At 56.9% G+C, this 21,016-nt stretch carries 18 protein-coding genes and 1 tRNA gene; 6 read left to right on the forward strand and 13 right to left on the reverse strand.

Going from position 1 to position 21,016, the window contains the following annotated elements; genetic code table 11:
• From ACXPVS_RS18635 to ACXPVS_RS18660, 6 genes are all read right to left on the reverse strand, one after another.
• Entirely contained in the window at positions 1–1,023 is a 1,023-nt protein-coding gene (locus ACXPVS_RS18635; RefSeq protein ID WP_458511240.1) for an ABC transporter permease, read from the reverse strand.
• Positions 1,023–2,084 (reverse strand): microcin C ABC transporter permease YejB, encoded by a 1,062-nt coding sequence (locus ACXPVS_RS18640; protein WP_458511241.1) that lies wholly within the window; start codon positions 2,082–2,084, stop codon positions 1,023–1,025. Before ACXPVS_RS18640 ends, ACXPVS_RS18635 begins: the two co-directional genes overlap by 1 nt.
• The gene (locus tag ACXPVS_RS18645; protein WP_458511242.1) at positions 2,084–3,952 is read right to left on the reverse strand and encodes an extracellular solute-binding protein; all 1,869 of its coding nucleotides are present in this window, start codon (positions 3,950–3,952) and stop codon (positions 2,084–2,086) included. Before ACXPVS_RS18645 ends, ACXPVS_RS18640 begins: the two co-directional genes overlap by 1 nt.
• Positions 3,953–4,087: 135 nt before the next feature.
• Positions 4,088–4,369, reverse strand: coding sequence for a peptidylprolyl isomerase (locus tag ACXPVS_RS18650; protein ID WP_458511243.1), 282 nt, complete (start codon positions 4,367–4,369; stop codon positions 4,088–4,090).
• Positions 4,370–4,476: 107 nt separating this feature from the next.
• The gene (locus ACXPVS_RS18655; RefSeq protein ID WP_458511244.1) at positions 4,477–5,358 is read right to left on the reverse strand and encodes an esterase/lipase family protein; all 882 of its coding nucleotides are present in this window, start codon (positions 5,356–5,358) and stop codon (positions 4,477–4,479) included.
• Positions 5,359–5,646: 288 nt separating this feature from the next.
• Positions 5,647–6,735, reverse strand: coding sequence for a 3-deoxy-7-phosphoheptulonate synthase (locus ACXPVS_RS18660; RefSeq protein WP_458511245.1), 1,089 nt, complete (start codon positions 6,733–6,735; stop codon positions 5,647–5,649).
• A 708-nt stretch (positions 6,736–7,443) separates the two neighbouring features.
• Here ACXPVS_RS18660 and ACXPVS_RS18665 point away from each other — a divergent pair.
• The 5 genes from ACXPVS_RS18665 (at position 7,444) to ACXPVS_RS18685 (ending at position 11,212) form a co-directional block, all read left to right on the forward strand.
• Entirely contained in the window at positions 7,444–7,887 is a 444-nt protein-coding gene (locus ACXPVS_RS18665) for a GNAT family N-acetyltransferase (protein ID WP_458511246.1), read from the forward strand.
• A 126-nt stretch (positions 7,888–8,013) separates the two neighbouring features.
• The gene (gene gacA, locus ACXPVS_RS18670; RefSeq protein WP_008015884.1) at positions 8,014–8,655 is read left to right on the forward strand and encodes a response regulator transcription factor GacA; all 642 of its coding nucleotides are present in this window, start codon (positions 8,014–8,016) and stop codon (positions 8,653–8,655) included.
• A 2-nt stretch (positions 8,656–8,657) separates the two neighbouring features.
• The gene (uvrC, locus tag ACXPVS_RS18675; RefSeq protein ID WP_458511247.1) at positions 8,658–10,481 is read left to right on the forward strand and encodes an excinuclease ABC subunit UvrC; all 1,824 of its coding nucleotides are present in this window, start codon (positions 8,658–8,660) and stop codon (positions 10,479–10,481) included.
• Between the two features lie 32 nt (positions 10,482–10,513).
• Positions 10,514–11,074 (forward strand): CDP-diacylglycerol--glycerol-3-phosphate 3-phosphatidyltransferase, encoded by a 561-nt coding sequence (pgsA, locus tag ACXPVS_RS18680; RefSeq protein WP_458511248.1) that lies wholly within the window; start codon positions 10,514–10,516, stop codon positions 11,072–11,074.
• Positions 11,075–11,136: 62 nt separating this feature from the next.
• A tRNA-Gly gene (locus ACXPVS_RS18685) sits at positions 11,137–11,212 on the forward strand.
• A 765-nt stretch (positions 11,213–11,977) separates the two neighbouring features.
• On the opposite strand, the gene ACXPVS_RS18690 is transcribed toward ACXPVS_RS18685, so the two are convergent.
• From ACXPVS_RS18690 to ACXPVS_RS18720, 7 genes are all read right to left on the reverse strand, one after another.
• A complete protein-coding gene (locus ACXPVS_RS18690) occupies positions 11,978–12,274 on the reverse strand; it encodes a DUF6388 family protein (protein WP_458511249.1) in 297 nt (98 codons plus the stop codon).
• A 65-nt stretch (positions 12,275–12,339) separates the two neighbouring features.
• Complete coding sequence (locus ACXPVS_RS18695; RefSeq protein WP_458511250.1) at positions 12,340–13,446, reverse strand: D-alanyl-D-alanine carboxypeptidase family protein; 1,107 nt, start codon at positions 13,444–13,446, stop codon at positions 12,340–12,342.
• A gap of 218 nt (positions 13,447–13,664) precedes the next feature.
• The gene (locus tag ACXPVS_RS18700; protein WP_458511251.1) at positions 13,665–15,050 is read right to left on the reverse strand and encodes a sensor histidine kinase; all 1,386 of its coding nucleotides are present in this window, start codon (positions 15,048–15,050) and stop codon (positions 13,665–13,667) included.
• Positions 15,028–15,714: a response regulator transcription factor gene (locus ACXPVS_RS18705; protein ID WP_458511252.1), complete on the reverse strand. Its 687-nt coding sequence runs from the start codon at positions 15,712–15,714 to the stop codon at positions 15,028–15,030. Before ACXPVS_RS18705 ends, ACXPVS_RS18700 begins: the two co-directional genes overlap by 23 nt.
• A 295-nt stretch (positions 15,715–16,009) precedes the next feature.
• Entirely contained in the window at positions 16,010–16,396 is a 387-nt protein-coding gene (locus ACXPVS_RS18710) for a DUF1850 domain-containing protein (RefSeq protein WP_458511253.1), read from the reverse strand.
• Positions 16,393–18,420, reverse strand: a complete 2,028-nt coding sequence (locus ACXPVS_RS18715) for a TRAP transporter permease (protein ID WP_458511254.1) — start codon at positions 18,418–18,420, stop codon at positions 16,393–16,395. The genes ACXPVS_RS18710 and ACXPVS_RS18715 overlap by 4 nt, the downstream gene beginning before the upstream one ends.
• A gap of 81 nt (positions 18,421–18,501) precedes the next feature.
• Entirely contained in the window at positions 18,502–19,455 is a 954-nt protein-coding gene (locus ACXPVS_RS18720) for a TAXI family TRAP transporter solute-binding subunit (protein ID WP_458511255.1), read from the reverse strand.
• A gap of 240 nt (positions 19,456–19,695) precedes the next feature.
• On the opposite strand from ACXPVS_RS18720, the gene ACXPVS_RS18725 reads away from it, so the two are divergent.
• The gene (locus ACXPVS_RS18725; RefSeq protein WP_458511256.1) at positions 19,696–21,015 is read left to right on the forward strand and encodes a chloride channel protein; all 1,320 of its coding nucleotides are present in this window, start codon (positions 19,696–19,698) and stop codon (positions 21,013–21,015) included.
• The last annotated feature ends 1 nt before the right edge of the window (position 21,016 follow it).

Consider the following 21,016-nt stretch of genomic DNA (forward strand, 5'->3'; position numbering starts at 1 on the left):
TCATGACCTTGGATCAAAGGCATCTCGCAATGCCTCTCCAATAAACACCAGTAAAGAAAGAATCAGCGCCAGGGTGAAAAACGCCGTCAGCCCCAGCCACGGCGCTTGCAGGTTCTGCTTGCCTTGACCGATCAACTCGCCCAGCGATGCACTGCCGGCGGGCATGCCGAAACCGAGGAAGTCCAATGCTGTGAGGGTCGAAATTGCCCCGGTCAGAATGAACGGCAGATAGCTCAGCGTCGCGTTCATTGCGTTGGGCAGGATGTGCCGGACGATCACCTTGCGGTCGGTCAGGCCCAGTGCGCGGGCGGCTTTGACGTATTCCAGGTTGCGTCCGCGCAGAAACTCGGCGCGCACCACATCCACCAGGGCCAGCCAGGAAAACAGCGCCATGATCCCCAGCAGCCACCAGAAATTGGGCTCGACGAACCCCGACAGGATGATCAGCAGGTACAGCACCGGCAGTCCCGACCAAACCTCCAGCAACCGTTGACCGATCAGGTCGACCCAGCCGCCGTAATAGCCTTGCAGCGCGCCGGCAGCGATGCCGATCAGTGCGCTGACAAAAGTCAGCATCAAGGCAAACAGGATCGACACCCGCGCACCGAAAATCACTCGGGCCAACACGTCCCGCGCCTGGTCGTCGGTGCCTAGCCAGTTGACCTTCGTCGGAGGACTGGGGGCCGGTTGGTCGAGGTCGTAGTTCGGTGTGTCGTCGCTGAAAGGGATCGGCGGGAACAGCATCCAGCCACCGTCCTTGTGAATCAGCTTCTGCACATAATCGCTGCGGTAGTCAGGTTGGAACGGCAGCTGTCCGCCAAATTCCTGCTCGGTATGACGCTTCAGGGTGGGGAAGTAGAGGGAACCCTGGTAGCTGATGATCAGCGGTTTGTCGTTGGCGATCAGCTCACCACCGAGGGTCAGCAGGAACAGGCCGACAAACAGCCACAGCGACCACCAGCCACGACGATTTTTCTTGAAACGCTCAAAACGACGACGACCTAACGGCGAGAGTTCGAGCATCAGGCGTTCCTCGCGGCGAAGTCGATGCGCGGGTCGACGAGGATGTAGCAGAGGTCGCCGACGAGTTTTATCACGAGACCGAACAGCGTGAAGATGAACAGCGAGCCGAATACCACCGGATAGTCCCGGGAAACCGCGGCTTCGTAACTCATGCGACCCAGGCCGTCGAGGGAGAAGATCACTTCGATCAACAGGGAACCGGCGAAAAATACGCTGATAAATGCCTGGGGAATCCCCGAGACCACTAGCAGCATGGCGTTGCGAAACACGTGACCGTAGAGCACTCGGCGTTCGCTCAGACCCTTGGCGCGGGCGGTGACCACGTACTGGCGCGTGATTTCATTGAGGAAGGAGTTTTTGGTCAGAATGGTCAACGTGGCGAACCCGCCAATCACCAGCGCTGTCACCGGCAATACCAGGTGCCAGAAGTAATCGGCGATTTTGCCCACGGTCGACAGCGATTCGAAGTTGTCCGAGACCAGCCCTCGCACCGGGAACCAGTTCAGCGAGGTACCACCGGCGAAGACCACGATCAGGAACATGGCGAACAGGAACGCCGGCATGGCGTAGCCGATGACGATCGCGGTGCTGCTCCAGATATCGAAGTGGCTGCCGTGGTGCACGGCCTTGCGGATGCCCAAAGGAATCGACACCAGATAGGTGATCAGTGTCGCCCAGAGCCCTAGGGAAATGGTCACCGGCATTTTTTCCAGGATCAGGTCGGTGACGGTCGCGCCGCGGAAAAAGCTTTTGCCGAAGTCCAGGCGCGCATAACTGGTGAGCATCAGCCACAGGCGTTCGTGCGCCGGCTTGTCGAAGCCATATTGCTTTTCGATGTCCTTGATCAGTTGCGGGTCGAGGCCGCGACTGGATCGGGAGGTGCCGGAGATGCGTTCGCCGGAACCGCCACCGACACTCGCGCCGCCGATGCCTTGCAAGTGTGCGATGGCCTGTTCTACCGGGCCGCCCGGCGCGGCCTGGACGATGATGAAGTTGACCAGAAGAATGATCACCAACGTCGGAATGATCAGCAGCAAACGCCGCAGTATATAAGCCCACATCAGTGCGGCCCTCCGGGTTTGCCACGGCTGATTTGCTCGGCGGTCATCTGTTGGTTGGTCAGCGGCGTGGTGCTGATTTCCCACCAGCTCTCGATGGCTTCGTCATTGCTCGCTTGCTCGTTGGGCCTGCCGAAACGATTCCACCACACGGTGGAGCTGCCCGGCGGGTAATAGTTGGGAATCCAGTAGTAGTTCCATTGCAGCACCCGGTCCAGCGCGTGGGCGTAGTGCAGCATTTCGGGTTGAGTGGTGGCGCGAATCAGTCCGGCGACCAGTGTGTCGACCGCCGGGTTTTTCAAGACCATGTAGTTATTCGCGCCAGGGTCGTTGGCCGAGACCGAGCCGAAGTAATTGATCAGTTCACCCCCGGGCGACGTCGTGACGGGGTAGCCGGTGACGATCATGTCGTAGTCGCGGCTCATCAAGCGATTCACGTATTGGGACGAGTCGATACGGCGGATGTTCATGTCGATGCCGATCTGTTTCAGGTTGCGCTTATAAGGCAGCAGCAATCGGTCAATGCCGTTCTGGCTGACCAGGAAGGTGAAACTCAATGGCTTGCCTTCGGCATTGACCAGTTGATCGCCATCGGGTTTCCAGCCGGCCTGTTTGAGCAAATCGAGTGCCTGCAACTGTTTGTCGCGTATCAAGCCACTGCCATCGGTTTTCGGTGCTTGGAAAACCTGGGTGAAAACTTCGTCGGGGATCTGCCCCCGTAGCGGTTCGAGAATCGCCAGTTCGCCGGCGTCCGGCAGTTGTCGGGCGGCGAGGTCGGTGTTGGAAAAGATACTCTGCTGGCGGATGTACATGTCGCGCATCATCTGCCGGTTGCTCCACTCGAAATCCCAGAGCATCACCAGCGCCTGACGTACTCGACGGTCATGGAACAGGGGGTTTTGCAGATTGAACACAAAGCCCTGGGCCGGTTGGGGGGCTTGGATTGCCAGGTGCGCCTTTTGCAGGCGCCCGTCACTGAGGGCCGGGCTGTCGTAGCCGATGGAGTAACCGGTGGCGGAGAATTCTCGGTTGTAGTCGTAGGCACCGCCGCGCAGGACTTGGCGGGCGACATCGGTATCGCCAAAGTACTCGATTTTGAAAAGATCGAAGTTGTAGAGGCCGCGACTGACCGGTAAATCCTTGCCCCACCAATCGGCGTTGCGCTTGAAGATGATGCTGCGACCGGCGTCGACCTTGCCTACCCTGTAGGGGCCGCTGCCCAAAGGTGGCTCGTAACCGCCGCCATTGGCGAAGTCGCGAGTCTTCCACCAATGCTCGGGAAACACCGGTAAGGTCGCGATATCAAGGGGAAGGGTACGGTTTTCATTGCTTTTAAAGTCGAACCGAACCGTTAGAGGTGATTCCACTTCGACGGCTTTGACGTCGGCAAATTGAGTGCGATAACGCAGGCTGCCCTGGGTCATCAACAAGTCGAAGGTGTAGCGCACGTCTTCGGCCGTGATCGGTTTGCCGTCCGCGAAACGGGCCTTGGGGTTCAGGTAGAAGCGCAGGAACAAACCGTCATCCGAGCGCTCCATCTTCTGAGCCACCAGGCCGTACACGGTGTAAGGCTCGTCCAGCGAACGCTGGGCGAGAGGCGAGTAAAGCAGGCCGTCGATCTGTGTGACGCCAATGCCTTTGTCAATGTAAGGCAAAATATGATCGAAATGACCGATCTCGACAGCTGAGCGGCGCATCCTGCCCCCCTTGGGGGCTCGCGGGTTTGTGTAGGCAAAATGACTGAAACCGGCAGGATACTTCGCCGGCTCACCGTACACGGTCAACGCATGTTGCGGTGCTGCAGTCACACCGGTGACGCTCAACAACAGGGCCACGGCGGTGAACAATAAAGTAGGGAAAGCCAGTCGCATTGTCAGCCTTAGAGCCGGGTGGTCAATAACCACAATTTGTACGCTAGCGGCGCGTCCCTCGCCACCCGTATCACCTATCCCAAACACAACGGCCCACCAAATGGCGGGCCGTTGTGCAGAAAACTCAAGGGTTGATCAGTCCTGACGGCTGGTCACTTCCAGCAGGTGGTAACCGAACTGGGTCTTGACCGGGCCTTGCACCACGTTGATCGGTGCGCTGAAGACCACGGTGTCGAATTCCTTGACCATCTGGCCTGGACCGAACGAACCCAGATCACCACCCTGGCGGCTGGACGGGCAAGTGGAATTGGCTTTGGCGATTTCGGCGAAATCGGCGCCACCCTCGATCTGGGTTTTCAGTTCGTTGCACTTGGCTTCTGAGGCAACCAGGATGTGACGGGCAGTGGCTTTAGGCATGGGAAAATGCTCCTTTCAATGTTCAGTAAAGTGCTGAGCCTACCGGATTCAGTGGCCTATTTCTCCTCAAAGTTCCGTCCAGGCCTGCAGGCGGGTATGGCTTTGCTTTATAGGCCTGCATTTCTCAGGCGCTCCGCATGCTGCACATACAGGGCTATCGGGTCGATGCCCTTGCGCAACGGACCGGCGGTCTGGCTGAGGCTGTCCAGATGATCCAACGGATAGTCGGACCGGATGACTTTTCCCAGGTGGGAGCTGTAGCGGCCAACCAGGCCGTCATTCTGCTCCGGTTCGGTGGTGAAATAGTGGGAAAAGGCGCGGAGAAATCCGTGCAGAGGACTCAGAGCATCAAGCCCTTTGTCGAGGAGGTCGCCCTGAAGGGTGCCGCTCCAAGAGTAATAACGTACGCCGTCGACCAGTTCGCGACCCTTGCCACCCCAGGTTTTCGGCAACCCCTGGGGGTACTTGTCGTTGAACGCGCCTACGCCTTCGGTGGTCAGGGCATTCAGGGCGGCGATTGCATTCTGCGGCAGGTGATGGTTGCCGCTGAGCAGCGACAGAAAGTCTGCAAACAACGTTGCAACCGTCGCAGCGACGTGTTCCGGCAGGCGCCCGGGCGTCAGTGCCTTGCGCAAGAAGTCGGCCAGTTCCGAGCCGTGATTGGGTCCGCTGACGGATGTCACCGAAGCGATTACCTCCGACGCTGTCGCCGCCGCATAACGCGCAGCGAGTGCGCCTTGGCTGTGGCCGATCAGGTTGACTTTGTTTGCACCGGTTCCTTCCAGTACCCGTTCGATCTGCGCCAGAAGTTGGTCGCCTCGAACTTCATTACTATGGGTCGCCGACAAGTGCGGGATAAACACTCTTGCGCCTGCACTCCTGAGGGCTTGCTTGACGTCTTGAAAGAGTTCGATCTTGCCGATGCGATCGAAGCCGAAGAGCCCGTGTACCAACAGGATCGGATACTGAGTAGTTGCATTCCGTAGCATGTTCTTTCCTTTTTCGCAGTCGTTCAGGGGGGTATCGATGGGCTCACTCTAAAGCACACCCGCTGTTCGGCGTTGTATGAAAAAGCCGCTGTAACCTGATGAAAACGGAATAGAAAATGTACGAAAATTCGAAAGTACATGAGGTCTTGGTCGGAATATTTGGACATCTTTTTATCTGTTACAGAGCGTTTTCCTGCGATGGCCTACTTTGGGAGCACCTTTTGCCTGTTGATAGTGTCTCGATTCCGACGTCCAGTCCTCGATGGGAGGACTGGAATAGCGGGTGGCTCACGCCGATTGCTGATCCGTGTTCTGCGCTCTGAGCCGGTCGGCCGCCTGGCGTAACAATAATTCCGTCCCGCTCCAGCCAAGGCAGCCGTCCGTGACTGACACGCCATAACGCATTGACGGCCCCAGCGGTTGGCAGCCTTCGAACAGGTGACTCTCGATCATCATGCCGATCAGTGAACGATCACCTTGCAGGCGCTGTTCAAGCACATCGTTAAACACCGCTGGCTGACGCAATGGGTCTTTGCCGCTGTTGGCGTGGCTGCAGTCGACCATGATCCGGGCCGGGATCTTCAGTTTGGTCAAATCGCTGTTCACCCGGGCGACGCTGTCGCATTCGTAGTTTGGCCCACGGTGTCCGCCACGCAGCACCAGGTGGGTGTCGGGATTGCCCGGCGTTTGAATGATTGCTGGATGCCCCTGACTGTCGACACCGAAATGGCGATGCGGATGGGCGGCAGAGCGCATGGCGTCGCTGGCCACACCGACACTACCATCGGTGCCGTTCTTGAAGCCGACCGGCATGCTCAGGCCGCTGGCCATTTCACGGTGGATCTGCGACTCGGTGGTGCGAGCGCCAATGGCGACCCAGCTCAGCAGATCGTCGAAGTAGCCGGCGGCCATCGGTTGCAGCAGTTCGGTGGCAATCGGCAGTCCCAGGCGAAGCATTTCGCGCATCAACTCGCGGGACAACGTCAAACCGCCGGCCATGTCATCGCTGCCATCCAGGTGGGGGTCGTAGGCCAGGCCCTTCCAGCCGACCGTGGTGCGGGGTTTTTCGACGTAGGCGCGCATCACCAGCAGCATTTCATCACTGACCTCCGCGGCGAGGCGGGCGAGGTTGCCGGCGTATTCGAGGGCGGACTGAGGATCGTGAATCGAGCAGGGACCGACGATGACCAGCAAACGGGAGTCTTCACCGTTGAGGATCGCGCGAACCGCCTGGCGGTGGGCGGCGACTTGCTGGCTCAGGGCGTTGCTGAGTGGCAGTTGTTGTTTGAGTTGCAATGAACTGGGCAGACGCAGGGTCAGCGCTTCATTGGCAGGGCTCAAGGTGGACAGCGGCAGAGCAGAGACGGACGAGTTCATATTCGGGCTTCCTGGGCTGGCGGCGGGTTCTTTCCCGCGCGCTGGCCCTACTGGGGTGTTCGACAATTGGCCGGATTGACCGCGCGTGTGTGCTTGCCACCTGTGGGTGACCGATCGGAGGCGGCAGGCTGTCCCGAGCGGAGGCTGCTAAATCGCCAGGCGGTAAAACTGTCGTAACGGTAATAAGTGGCGTAGTTCATTTTTTGAATCCTCTGGTTGTCTGGTGTGTCGCTAAAAAAGTGCGGGGCTGAAAAAACAAAACCCCCGGTCGGGAAGCCGGCCGGGGGTTGAGAATTCTCTGGCGGCGGCCCGTTTAAAGTGGGCGCCGTGTGGGTATCAGGCGCGCCAGTGGCTAAACCAATACCCAAAATAAAAGCTGACCGGGGCACAAACGTCATTCACCCGGGCAGCCGCCACCGAGCGCAGGGCGCTGACGGTACGAAGCGGTGAAGGGGCGTTGAACATGATTTGTCTCCGATGAGTACGCCGAGCTTACTCGAGGCCGGTACGCGTATTCAATCAGAAAATGCTATCGATCACCGGCGGCATTTTCTATCGCTTGAGTGCGTCGCCGGTTGTGACACACTTTGTGCTTCGCTTACGTACAACCTCACAAGGACGAACCTTGACGCCACTGATCATCGTCGGTGACCTTGCCACAAGCATTGTGTGGCATCAGCGCTTCATGCAACTCGTCGTGGAGGCTTGATGGCATTTGAATTACACCCGGCGGCGCTCCGTGATCTGGACTTCGCTCGTGAACTGACTCGCAAAAACATGCTGGGCTATTACATTCAGCACGATCTGCTATGGCAGGACGAAGGGTTCGATGTTGGCTGGGCGGGGCGCGAGAATTGGTTAATTGTGCGCGGCGAGGCATTGGTGGGCTACGTCAGTCTGAGTCGTGATGCCAAAGCCCTGTACATTCGCGAGTTGCACGTCATCGAAGCGTTTCGAGGGCAGGGCGCCGGTTCCTGGACAATTGATCAGGTATTCGCCATGGCGTGCAAGGAGCGACGTCCGGCATTGCGTTTGACAGTTTTTGAAAATAATCCTGCGCAAGCGTTGTATGAGAGAAAGGGGCTGACGGTGGTCGGCACAGACGAGTGTTTCCTGAGAATGCAGCGCGATATCGATGCCTCGCCTGGCTGAAACATGCATACGACAAGCCTTTCAAGATGTATTGAAACTTTTTATATGACGCTTGCTGCTAGGTCTGCCAGTCGCTTTTTGCTAAGGTGTCGGCAACCCAATAAGACCATTTCGCGAGGTGTCTGCTTGATTAGGGTGCTAGTAGTCGATGATCATGATCTCGTTCGTACAGGCATTACACGAATGCTGGCTGACATCGATGGCCTGCAAGTAGTCGGCCAGGCTGAGTCAGGCGAAGAATCCCTGCTCAAGGCGCGTGAATTGAAACCCGATGTGGTACTGATGGACGTCAAGATGCCCGGCATCGGCGGTCTTGAAGCCACACGCAAATTATTGCGCAGTCATCCGGATATCAAAGTCGTCGCGGTCACCGTTTGCGAAGAAGATCCGTTTCCGACGAGGTTGTTGCAGGCCGGTGCCGCAGGTTACCTGACCAAGGGTGCCGGGCTGCCGGAAATGGTCCAGGCTATCCGACTGGTATTTGCCGGGCAGCGCTACATCAGCCCGCAAATTGCACAGCAACTGGCGATCAAATCCTTCCAGCCGACCAATGATTCGCCTTTCGATGCCTTGTCGGAGCGGGAAATCCAGATCGCACTGATGATTGTCGGTTGTCAGAAGGTTCAGATCATTTCCGACAAACTGTGTCTGTCGCCAAAAACCGTGAACACCTACCGTTACCGCATTTTCGAAAAACTTTCGATCAGCAGCGATGTCGAGTTGACGCTGTTGGCGGTTCGTCACGGCATGGTCGATGCCAGCCTCTGAAAATGACTGAAGCCTTCGATCCAAGCGCCTTTCTGTCGACGGTCAGTGGGCGTCCCGGTGTGTATCGCATGTTCGACAGCGAGGCACGCCTGCTCTACGTCGGCAAGGCCAAGAACCTCAAGAATCGTCTGTCGAGTTACTTCCGTAAATCCGGTCTTGCACCCAAGACCGCGGCGCTGGTCGCGCGTATCGCTCAAGTCGAAACGACAATTACGGCCAATGAAACCGAAGCCCTGTTGCTTGAACAAACGCTGATCAAGGAGTGGCGTCCGCCCTACAACATCCTGCTGCGCGACGATAAATCCTACCCTTACGTCTTTCTCTCGGACGGTCAGTTTCCACGCTTGAGCATCCATCGCGGTGCAAAAAAGGCCAAGGGCAAGTATTTCGGCCCTTATCCCAGCGCCGGGGCGATTCGTGAAAGCCTGAGCCTGCTGCAAAAGACGTTTTTCGTTCGTCAGTGTGAAGACAGTTATTACAAAAACCGCACGCGCCCTTGCCTGCAGTACCAGATCAAGCGTTGCAAGGCGCCCTGTGTCGGGCTGGTGGAGCCCCAGGCGTATGCCGAAGACGTACGACACTCGGTGATGTTCCTTGAGGGGCGCAGCAATGCGTTGACGGACGAGTTGTCCGCAGGAATGGAAGAGGCGGCGACCAACCTCGAGTTCGAGCGTGCGGCCGAGTTGCGGGATCAGATTTCATTACTGCGCCGGGTCCAGGATCAGCAGAGCATGGAAGGCGGGACCGGTGATGTCGATGTGATCGCAGCGTTTATCAATCCGGGGGGTGCCTGCGTTCATTTGATCAGTGTGCGCGGTGGGCGGGTGCTGGGGAGCAAGAACTTCTTTCCTCAGGTGGGTATTGAAGAAGACGTTTCCGAAGTCATGGCGGCGTTTCTCGGCCAGTACTTCGTCAGCAGTCCCGAGCGCGACTTGCCGAGCGAACTGATCGTCAACGTGGTTCACGAAGACTTCCCGACTCTGATCGCGGCCATCGATGAGCTGCGCGGTCGCGAATTGACCATCAGCCATAGAGTTCGTGGTACGCGAGCACGTTGGCAGCAGTTGGCGGTCACCAATGCCGAGCAGGCCCTGGGCGCGCGACTGGCCAACCGTCAACACGTTGCCGCACGGTTCGATGCCCTGGCGCAAGTATTGAGCCTGGATGAGCCACCACAGCGCCTGGAGTGTTACGACATCAGTCACTCCAGTGGCGAAGCAACCGTGGCTTCCTGCGTCGTGTTCGGTCCCGAGGGTCCGATCAAGTCCGACTACCGTCGATACAACATTGAAGGCGTCACCCCGGGTGATGACTACGCCGCAATGCACCAGGCCCTCACCCGACGCTTCAGCAAACTGAAGGGCGGGGAGGGCAAGCTACCGGACATTTTGCTGGTGGATGGTGGCAAGGGGCAGCTGTCCATGGCTCGCGACGTGCTCAATGAACTGGCCGTGCCGGATTTGATTTTGCTGGGCGTCGCCAAGGGCGCCACACGAAAGGCCGGTTTCGAAACCCTGTACCTGAATGATGCTGCCCACGAATTCACCTTGCGCGGTGATTCCCCCGCGCTGCATTTGATCCAGCAAATACGCGACGAAGCTCACCGTTTCGCGATTACCGGACACCGCGCCCGGCGTGGGAAAACACGCCGCACGTCTACACTGGAGGGTATCGCCGGTGTCGGACCGACCCGTCGCCGCGATTTATTGAAACATTTTGGTGGATTGCAGGAGCTGTCTCGTGCCAGCATCGAAGAGATCGCCAAAGCACCCGGGATCAGTAAAAAGCTCGCAGAGTTGATTTATGCCAATCTGCACAGCGAGTAGAATGCCCCCTCACCTCGTAGCCAGTTGTGCCGATGAATATCCCTAATCTGATTACCGTACTACGCGTCCTGCTCATTCCGATCTTCATTTTACTGTTCTACCTGCCGTTTCAATGGAGCTACACGGCGTCCGCCTCGGTGTTCGCATTTGCCGCCGCCACAGACTGGCTGGATGGGTATCTGGCCCGCCGACTGGAGCAAAGCACACCGTTCGGGGCTTTCCTCGATCCCGTGGCTGACAAGCTGATGGTCGCTGTTGCGCTGGTATTGCTGGTGCAAGAACATGGCAACCTGTGGCTCACACTGCCGGCCGCCGTGATCATCGGTCGCGAGATTGTCGTCTCGGCACTTCGCGAATGGATGGCCGAACTTGGCGCCCGCGCTCATGTCGCCGTGTCTAACCTGGGCAAATGGAAGACCGCCGCGCAAATGCTGGCGCTGGTGATCCTGCTGGCCAATCCGTCGGATTTCACGTTTTGGGTGCTGGTGGGTTACGCCTTGCTGCTGATCTCCGCGGCCCTGACGTTGTGGTCCATGGTCCAATATTTGCGGGCTGCCTGGCCGCATCTGAAGACCGAGGTGGAAAAGAAATAAACTTTTTTGAATCAAGAGGTTGACGGGGCATCTGGATTCTATAGAATGCGCCTCACCAAGACGCGGGAATAGCTCAGTTGGTAGAGCACGACCTTGCCAAGGTCGGGGTCGCGAGTTCGAGTCTCGTTTCCCGCTCCAAATATTGCGCTGCAGAGCTCCACTAAATTCTGTATGCGATTGAAATCAGGACCTTCGGGTCCTTTTTTCGTTCCTGCGAAAACATCGAGTTGTTGATAGCGCTGCAGAGCATACCCTCGAGGCGGTGTTCAATCAGTGGGTCGATTGCCGTCTGCCGCGGTGGAACGTTGCAGGCTACTTCAGCGGATCCGAACTGCTCGACGCCAAAGCGTCAGCGCCATGATGGCGGCCTGTAGGGTTAGCTGGTTTTGATTGATCTTGAGTAGCTGGGATGGAAACAGGTCTGAACGTGGCATTGCCATTCCTCCGGAAACGGGAGCAGCGTAGTACCGAGGATTTTTAGGAATGGACGACCTTCCAACAAGTTGATCGTTGGTGCTTCTCATCGGAAACTGCTGATGTTCGCTTGCTGTGGTGGCTTTTAGCCGCTAATAGTGAGGGTGTGTTGGAGAGGGCGCGAAGATGATTCCGAGATTTGTTGTTGTTCCTGCGGTCCCCACGGAAACCGGATCCACGCGTAGCGGCTCGCGCTTCTACTGCCAAACCGCACCTATAGGTTTTAACCTCTACGACAATGAGGGGAAACTGCGACTGCAGACTACCTATCAGTCCCGTGCAGAGGCTCAGAGCGAGTGCCAGCGGCTTAATGTGGAGCCGCTTGAAACGATCCTCTCAGAACGGGGATCTACACGCGTCTTATAGGCATTCGCTAAATCACAGCCCGGTTCGTGGGGCGGAACGTTTGGATATGGGGTCTAGGGGCGATTACTCGTTTATCCCATTCAGCTTGCAATACTCTTTCCAGTCTATTTCTACCATTTCTGCGACTTCCCGATGGAACTCCAGAGTCCGGTATTTCAGTTCTTCGGGAGACTCTGAAATCAGTGTCAGCGTTAGTTCCCATACTTCTATTCCAAGACGCGTAGCCTCTTGTTCAAAGGCTGACTCAATACACAATTTTTTTTCGTCCTGACTCAGTCCCTGGACCGCGTCATTGAGCGATGAGTCACCGTTGAAGAATTTCGAGAGTGCGAGTTCTCTTCTTAAATCATCTGAGTTCATCAACTGCTCCAGCCTTGTGCGCCGTCCGGAAATTTTTTCCTGGCGTGATATCGCATTGACCATCGTCAGGCAGTGCCAGTCTCATCGAACCAACCGCGAATCATTTGGGTAAAAAACAGATGCGTCGTATCCCACCAACGCTTCCACCAACTGCCTATTTCGCCGTTCTCAAGTGCTATCAAGGGCCGGCTTCCCAGTTTTTGCCCCGCATCGTACAGTTCCAGTCTTCCAACGACGGTGCCAACAGCGATAGGCGCTTCGAGCGGTCCATCAATCTCCAGGCGTGTTTCTAATTCTCGATTTTTATTCTTGGGTAAGGTGAGGGTCATATCGTCCAGTAACCCCAGAGCGATCGATCGATTTTTACCTTTCCAGAGCGCTGACCACGTGAGTATTTCGCCGCCTTTTTTGTAGGTTTGGGTGTCGTAGAAACGAAAGCCGTAACCCATGAGCTTTTCCGTTTCTGCCGTGCGTTTATGCGTGCTACTTGCGCCAAAGATCACACTGATCAGGCGCCGCCCGCTTCGGTGCGCCGAAGCCACCATGCAATAGCCAGCCGCTTCGGTATGGCCGGTCTTCAATCCGTCGAAGCTTGCGTCTCGCCACAATAGAAGATTGCGGTTGGCTTGCCGTATTCCATTCCAGGTGAAGTGTTTCTTGGCGTATAGAGCGTAGGAATCAGCATCTTCGCTGATGATCGCGCGAGCCAACGTTGCCATGTCTCGGGCCGATGAATAATGCTCTGGCTCAGGCAGGCCGGTGGAGTTCATGAAGTGTGTGTTGCTGATCCCCAGCGTCGTAGCGGTCGAGTTCATCATCCCGACGAAAGCGCCTTCGCTCCCGGCAACATGTTCGGCGAGCGCAACGCTTGCGTCATTGCCCGAGTCGATGATCACACCGCTGAGCAAGTCGTGAACCGAAACAGAGCTGCCGGGGTCAAGAAACATGCGTGAGCCGCCGGTACGCCAGGCATTTTCGCTGACCGTGACCATGTCATCAGCGCTGATACGCCCGGCCTTGATTTCACGACTGGTGACAAATGCCGTCATCATTTTCGTCAGGCTGGCTGGCGGTAGACGCATATCACTGTTGTGGCTGGTAATAACGGTACCCGTTGCGGCGTCGATCAGTATCCAGGCTTTGGCGCCGAGCTTCGGCGCAGCAGGGATCATGGCCCCTCGAGTGTTATTGTCAGCCAGAGCAGGGTTAGCCCAGGCAAGAGGTGTTATTACACAGAGGATGGTTAACAGGAGCCGGAACAACAGGTATTTCACAAGCAAGAGGCCTTGGGTCAGCAGAAAGTGCTGTCAAGCTAGCCTCCAGGGAAGGGGGGCTCAAATTAAGCTGGATTAAGTTAAATTTAATATTCAGTCACCGATGAATACGTAGATCAATCCGAAACCATCGGGCAGTGAATCAAAACACGGGTGCCGCGTCCGATGGCGGCAGGCTGGATATCCAGCGAGTAACCGTGCAATTTCACAATGGCTGCGACCAACGATAAGCCGAGGCCGTGGCCGGGTTGCATACTGCTTGCCTCCCCTCGATAGAGCCTGCGAATGACATGTGTACGGTCCGTCTCGGGTATCCCGGCCCCGTCGTCGGCGACTTCAATGATGACTGTTGAATTCTTGATGCTACCGCACAATTTGATATGCCCGCCCACCGGCGCAAACTTGATGGCGTTATCCAGTAAGTTGACCAGCGCTTCGAACAGCAACGATGAGTCGCCATACAACCTGGGCAAGTCACTGGTGATTTCCAGGGACAGCGTCTGAGAGCGGTCCAATGCCAAGGGTTCATAAAACTCATGTGCCTGTTGCAACAGCGCCATGATCGGAAAAGGCGCAAATGCCGAGCGACGACGGATATCGTCGAGTTCGGCGACTCGAAGCAGTCCTTGAAAGCGCACCATGATCGATTCGCTTTCCTCAAGGGCCTGATTCAATGTGTGTTGGTGAGCACTGTCCAGAGGCAATTGTTGGAGCTGATAAAGCCTTGCACGCAACCGTGTCAGTGGCGTTCTTAGATCATGGGCAACCCCATCGCAGACACTCTTGACCTCATGCATCAGTTGCTCGATATGATCGAGCATCGTATTCACGGCGCTTGCCAGCATATCCAGCTCATCACGGCGGGCGGACAAGGGTAAACGCTCTGCCAGGTTGCCTGAAACGATACTTTCCGTACAAAGCTGAAGGCGTTTGACACGACGCAACGGTCGGCGCCGCAACAACCGCCAGCCAATTAATCCGGGAATAAGTGTTAACGAAAACCCCCACATCAAGGCCTGTTCGATAATCCCGCCCACGGCAGAAATCGAGCCGCCGTCACGCGCCAGAATAAGAATATGCCCGTCGGGGCGGCGCGCTAACAGCGCATAACTGCTTCTGGTTTCTTTGTCGGGAAAGGCAATACTCAGTCCGCGCTCAAGATAATGAACCTTGCCATCATCGGGCAGACTGGAGCGCAATTTGAGCAGGTCTCCGGCAACGTGCTGTCCATCGGGTGTGAATAATCCGTAAGCATCGATCCCGGGCGTTGAATAGGCTTCACTGGCCGCCAGTTCTGTCACCAGTTTTTCATCATCGATCTTTTGATAGTAGTGGGCACGCTGCAGTAATGTTCGCTCGGCAACGGTCCCCAGATAGTGGGAGATTTCCCAGTACAACACGCCTGTAAAGAGTGCACCCCAGGCCACAAAAAACAGGGCGTAGAAACCGATCAATCGACTACCGGACGAGCGCCATTCCTCAGTCTTTGGCAGCAAGGACATAACCAGCACCGCGTATTGTATGAATGGCGGGAGTCCCTTCATCACCTTCAAGCTTTTTGCGCAGCCGACCGATGTGGACATCAATAATGTTCGTCCCGGGGTCGAATCGATAACCCCAGACCTCTTCAAAAAGCATGGTGCGGGTGACCAGTTGACCGGCACTGCGCATCAGGTAATTGAGCAGTTTGAACTCGGTTGGCAGCAGCAGGATATGTTCGTCATTTCGAGTCAGTTTATGCTCGACCAGGTCCAGTCGCAGGTTCCCACAACTGAGTTGCGGATTGCTTGCATCTGCATCTGCACTGGTGCGCCGAAGCAATGCGTCAAGACGCGCAACCATTTCGATAGCGGAAAAAGGTTTGGTCAGATAGTCGTCGCCGCCCGCGCGAAGCCCTTGGACGCGCTCATCTACATCTGAAAGTGCGCTGATCATCAAGACGGGCGTCTGAATTCCCAGACTCCGTAACGTACTGACAATAGTTAGCCCATCAAAGTCGGGAAGCATTCGATCCAATGTAATGGCGTCATAACCTCCTGCAATCGCCAGGGCCAGCCCGTCTCGTCCGGTGGCGGCCCATCTTGAACTGAACCCATGGCGTTGGAGTTCAGCAATGATGACTTCCGCCGTCACCTTGTCGTCCTCTATGACCAACGCACAACTCATAACTTCCTCCGCTTTAACTTGTTTTTAGCGCTTGCGGCTCGATGCCGAGCGTTTACGCAGGCGTACCCTAGTGACCAACGGTGCAGCCGAACATTAAATATTTCTTAACCTACCTTAACCCCGTCGCCCGCCTAGGCACGGATATATTCGCGACAGCAACAGATTCACTCGCACTGAGAGGATGAAAAATGTGGCCCATTTGGGTCCGATCAGTCGGGTCTGTAGGTTGAACGCTCAGGGACATAAGGCGTGGACTTACGTCGTTGATCTGATAACGAAAGCTGAAGTTAGCGCTTCAGCCTGTCGGGCACGTCCACAGTTGGATGAAGGGTTGGCTGTTGTCTGGCACTCCAATCCATTGGCTCATGGCGTGACATTGGCCGTTAAAACACAACTGGTAATCGCCAGCCTCCGGTGTTCGCCCCAGGTTCAGTGGCTGTAGAGGCGGCAGCTGACGTCGGTAGTGCCAACTGCCATTTTCCAGACGGGCGTCTGGCGGGATCTCCATCCCTGCACCGTTGCCACGCACACGTGCTTCCTCCAGTACCAGGCCCTGCTCAGTGACGCGGTAGTCCTCCTCCCAACGAATCTTTTCAATGGTGTGATTCCACGCCAGGGTGAAGTGCGAAATCGACAGCTGAGCCCACACGGCGCCGGCGAGGCCCAGACATAATCCGATCATGCGTTGGCGATCCCGGCCTGACGGGAGCGCCAGACGTGTTGGAGTATCACCAATGCTCCAAGGGCGAAGCCCAGTTCATCGGTCAATGGCAGCGCCACTACCAGCAAGGCGCCTGCGCCAACACTCAATAAACGCTCCCATACGGGCATCTTCCGTTGCAGGTAACCGGTGGAGGCCATCCCCCAGAGCCCGACCGCCAGCGCTGTCTTGACCAGCATGTAGGCGGTCATCCACAAGTTGTCACCTTGCAGCATGAGGGCGGGGTTGTAGACCGCCATAAACGGAATGACGAACCCCGCCAGTGCAATTCGCACCGCCCATAGGCTGATCTTGAATCCACTTTCCTTGGCAATCGGTGCTGCCGCAAAGCAAGCGAGGGCAACTGGCGGCGTCAGGTCGGCCAGGATGCCGAAATAGAACACGAACATATGCGACACGATCAGCGGTACGCCCAGTTCCAAGAGGGCAGGGGCTGCGATCGAACTGGTGATGATGTAGTTGGGGATGGTCGGAATGCCCATGCCCAGTACCAGGCAGGTGATCATCGTCAGGATCAGCGACAGCAGCAGGTTGTCCCGGCCAATAGCCAAAATGTAACCGGCAAAAGTCGAGGCCACGCCGGTCAGTGACACCACGCCGATAATGATGCCCACCAGAGCACAGGCGACCCCGACCGGTACCGCGTGGCGTGCGCCTTCGACCAACGCATGCAGGCAGATAGTCAGTGTTTCGCGACCGCCCTTGATGAATCCGCACACCACCACCAGCACCGCGATGACCCCAAATATCACGGCGATCCCTAGCTGGAAAAAACCGGTACACAGGATGCCTAGTGCTACCCAAAAAGCGCAGCGCAAGCCAAAACTTTGCACCCGCAGAATGATCGCCGAGCCAAGAATCACGATGGCCGTCAGTGCCAGCCCAACCATGCCCGAGAATAGGGGAGTGCGCCCGGAGAACAGCAGGTAGACCAAGACCAGCAGGGGAATCAACAGGTACCAGTTTTCCTTGACCGCGCCCAGCGCGCTGGGGCATTGATCCTTGGGTAAGCCCTTAAGGTTAGAGCGCTTGGCCTCCAGATGAACCATCCAGAACACAGAGCCGAAGTAGAGGGTGGCCGGAATCAACGCCGCCTTGGCAATCTCCACGAACGGCACGTTGATGGTTTCGGCCATGATGAAAGCGACCGCGCCCATCACCGGCGGCATCAGCTGGCTGCCCATGCTGGAGGTCGCTTCCACCCCTCCGGCAAACGCGGCCCGGTAGCCAAAGCGTTTCATCAGCGGAATAGTGAATTGCCCTGTGGTCACGACGTTAGCAATCCCCGAGCCGGTGATGGTCCCCATCAGCGCCGACGAGGCGACCGCGACTTTGGCTGGCCCGCCCAACTTGTGACCGAACAGCCCCATGGCGAAGTCGGTGAACAGCTTGATCATCCCGGCCTGTTCGAGAAAGGCACCGAACAAGATAAACAGAAAGATGTAGGTGGCCGACACGTAGGTCGGTGTGCCGTACAGGCCCTCGGTGCCAAATGACAATTGGTTGATGATCTGGTCGAAGCCATAACCGCGGTGTGCCAGCTCGCCCGGTAGATACTCGCCGAACAGGCCATAAGCCAGGAACAGGCCGCAGATGATTGGAAGCGCAATGCCCATCACCCGTCGGGCAGCTTCGAACACCAGCGCGACCAGCAGAATACCAATCACCGTGTCGGAAGAGGTCAGATCTCCCGAGCGCTGGATCAGGTCGGCCTCGAACACCCACTGATACATCGCTGTGGCAATGGCGGCGAGGCTGAGCAGCCAGGCCAGTGGCTGCCAGGGACGGCCCTTGCCGTAAGCGGGGTAACTTAAAAATACCACCCAAAGCAGGAAGCCGACGTGTACGGCACGCAGTACCTGACTTGAGAATGGTGCAAACGCTGCGGTGACGATCTGAAAAATCGAGAACAGTAACGCGACGTAAAACAAGGTTTTTGGCCAGTCTCGCGGATTCGCGGAGATGCCCTGATGACTTTCACTCATTAGCTGCCTGCCTCATGACTGCATTGAAAAAGGGGCGAACAGTTGGCGCAGCGACAACCCTGACCGCTGCGCCACGCGCCATTACAGCGCGCCTTTTTCCTTGTAGTAGCGCTCGGCGCCTGGATGCAGCGCAATTGGCAGGTTCTTGGCAGCGTTTTCCAGCGTGATGTCCTTGGCCGCCGAATGAGAGTTGCCCAGACGTGTCAGGTTTTCGAACAGCAGTTTGGTCATTTGATAAGCCACTTCATCGGGTACATCAGCACGGGTAACCAGGATGTTGGTGATCGCCACCGTTGGCACCGCATCAGGTTGCCCGTCATAGGTATTGGCTGGAATCATTGCGCTCTGATAGGCCGGGTTGCCGATTTTTGCGACTACATCAGAAGGGATGGAGACATAGTTCAGTGGCATGACTGAGGACAGGTCACGAATGGCCGCCATGCCCAGCCCGGAAGACTGCAGCGTGGCGTCCAGTTGCCGGTTCTTGATCAACTCAACCGACTCGGCAAAAGGCAGGTATTGCACTTTGCCCATGTCTTCATAGGTCAAGCCCGCGGCTTTGAATATCGCCCGCGCGTTGAGTTCGGTACCTGATTTCGGTGCACCGACCGATATTGTCTTGCCTTTGAGGTCGGCCAGGGTCTTGATCCCTGACTCCTGGCTGGCCACGATTTGAATGTAGTTGGGGTAAGCACCGGCAATCGCGCGCAACTTGGTCAGCGGCGCATTGAAGCCTGCATCTGCAACGCCATTCTTCGCATCGGCCACGGAGTCACCCAGCGCGAGCGCCAACTCACCTCGACCGGCCTGGAGCAGGTTCAAATTTTCCACCGACGCTTTGGTGGCTTGAACCGAGGTCTTCACGCCTGGAATGCCGTCGCTGTAGATCTGCGACAGACCGACACCAATCGGGTAATAAACCCCGCTGGTGCCCCCGGTCAGTATGTTGATGAACTCAGGTGCGGCATGAGTTGCGGTGGTGACTGCCAAGGTTGCCGCGGCGGCCAGCAGGGTAAAGCGGCTTTTTACTCGCATGGGAAACTCTCCGTCTTGTTATGGCTGAATGCAGAGTGACTCCACTGTAGTTGATAGAGACGCAAAGGTTGCAAGTTGATGGCCAATCTCTGCACGGGAATGCACTGTCAAGCTGACGTGCACGGCGGACTGTGGGTGAATTGTTTTGTAATCATTTGGCCGGTGCAGGTTGGAGCTCATCACTTATCCGGTTAGTCTTGCCCTCACCACAGTGCTGAACTTCAACTGGAATCCACTCGGGTGATCAAACCGCTTTTATTGATACGCCGTCGTTTTGCCTCGATCCGTTGGCGCACACGAGTCACGCTTTGGGTAGCCGCTACTCTCGCGGGACTGCTGGTGGTGATGTTCGCTCGACTGGCCGACCTGGCATTGACGCAATTTGCCCAACAGACCGCCGAACGGCCTTGGCTGCCCTTTGTATATACACCTCTGGTGGGCATGTTGGTGGTGTGGCTGACCACTCGTTTTTTTGTCGGTTCACAGGGCAGTGGGATCCCCCAGGTGATCGCCGCCACCCGGCTGGCGCACCAAGGTAAACCGGTCGATAAACTGGTGTCGTTACGTATTGCCTTCGCCAAGATGGGCCTGGGTACCCTGGCACTCACCGGTGGCTTCTCGGCCGGACGCGAAGGCCCTTCGGTTCAGGTCGCTGCCTCGATCATGCATTTTTTTCACCGCTACTTGCCCAACGCACGCATCATCCGCAGCGAAGATTTGATCCTCGCTGGCGGCGCTGCGGGCATTGCCGCGGCCTTCAACACGCCGTTGGCAGGTGTGGCCTTTGCGGTAGAGGAGTTGGGGCGCAAGCTGGAAACCCGAACCAGTGGGGTCTTGCTCAGCACGATTATCCTGTCGGGGATGGTCGCGATTGCCTTGCAGGGCAACTACAACTATTTCGGTCACTTCGACGTTCAAGATATCCAGCTCGACTTCGTTGTTCCGGTGCTGGCGATCGGTATTGGATGTGGTCTTCTGGGTGGATTGTTTAGCCGGATGTTGCTGTGGCCGCAGCGGCATCATCGATTTGTCGTCTGGCAATGGCGCCGCGTGCATCCCGTCTGGTTCGCCGGCATATGTGGAATGATCGTGGCGATACTCGGTTGGCTCAGTGGCGGGATGTCGTTCGGCAGTGGATACGGGATCACATCCCAGATCATCACTTCCGATGTCGGCCTGCCGTGGCACGCGCCAATTACGCGTTTTCTCGCGACGGTGGTGACTTACTTTTCCGGCATTCCCGGCGGCATTTTTGCCCCCTCCCTGGCGGTAGGGGCGGCCATTGGAGCCAATGTGGCGGAGCTCTTCGGACTGGCTGCACAGCCAATGATTGCTTTGTGCATGGTCGGGTTTTTGGCTGCGGTAACGCAGTCGCCGATCACGTCGGCGATCATCGTGATGGAGATGATCGACAGTCATGGCATGGTCATCAGCCTGTTGGCCGTGGCGCTGATTGCCAAAGCGGTCAGCGCCAGAATGGGGCCTGAGTTGTATCAACAGTTGGCTCGTGGCTTTCTACAGTCCACAGACAGTGGTGCATCTGCACGAAAACCAGGTTGAT

Source organism: Pseudomonas sp. Ma2-10 (genome assembly GCF_054330215.1).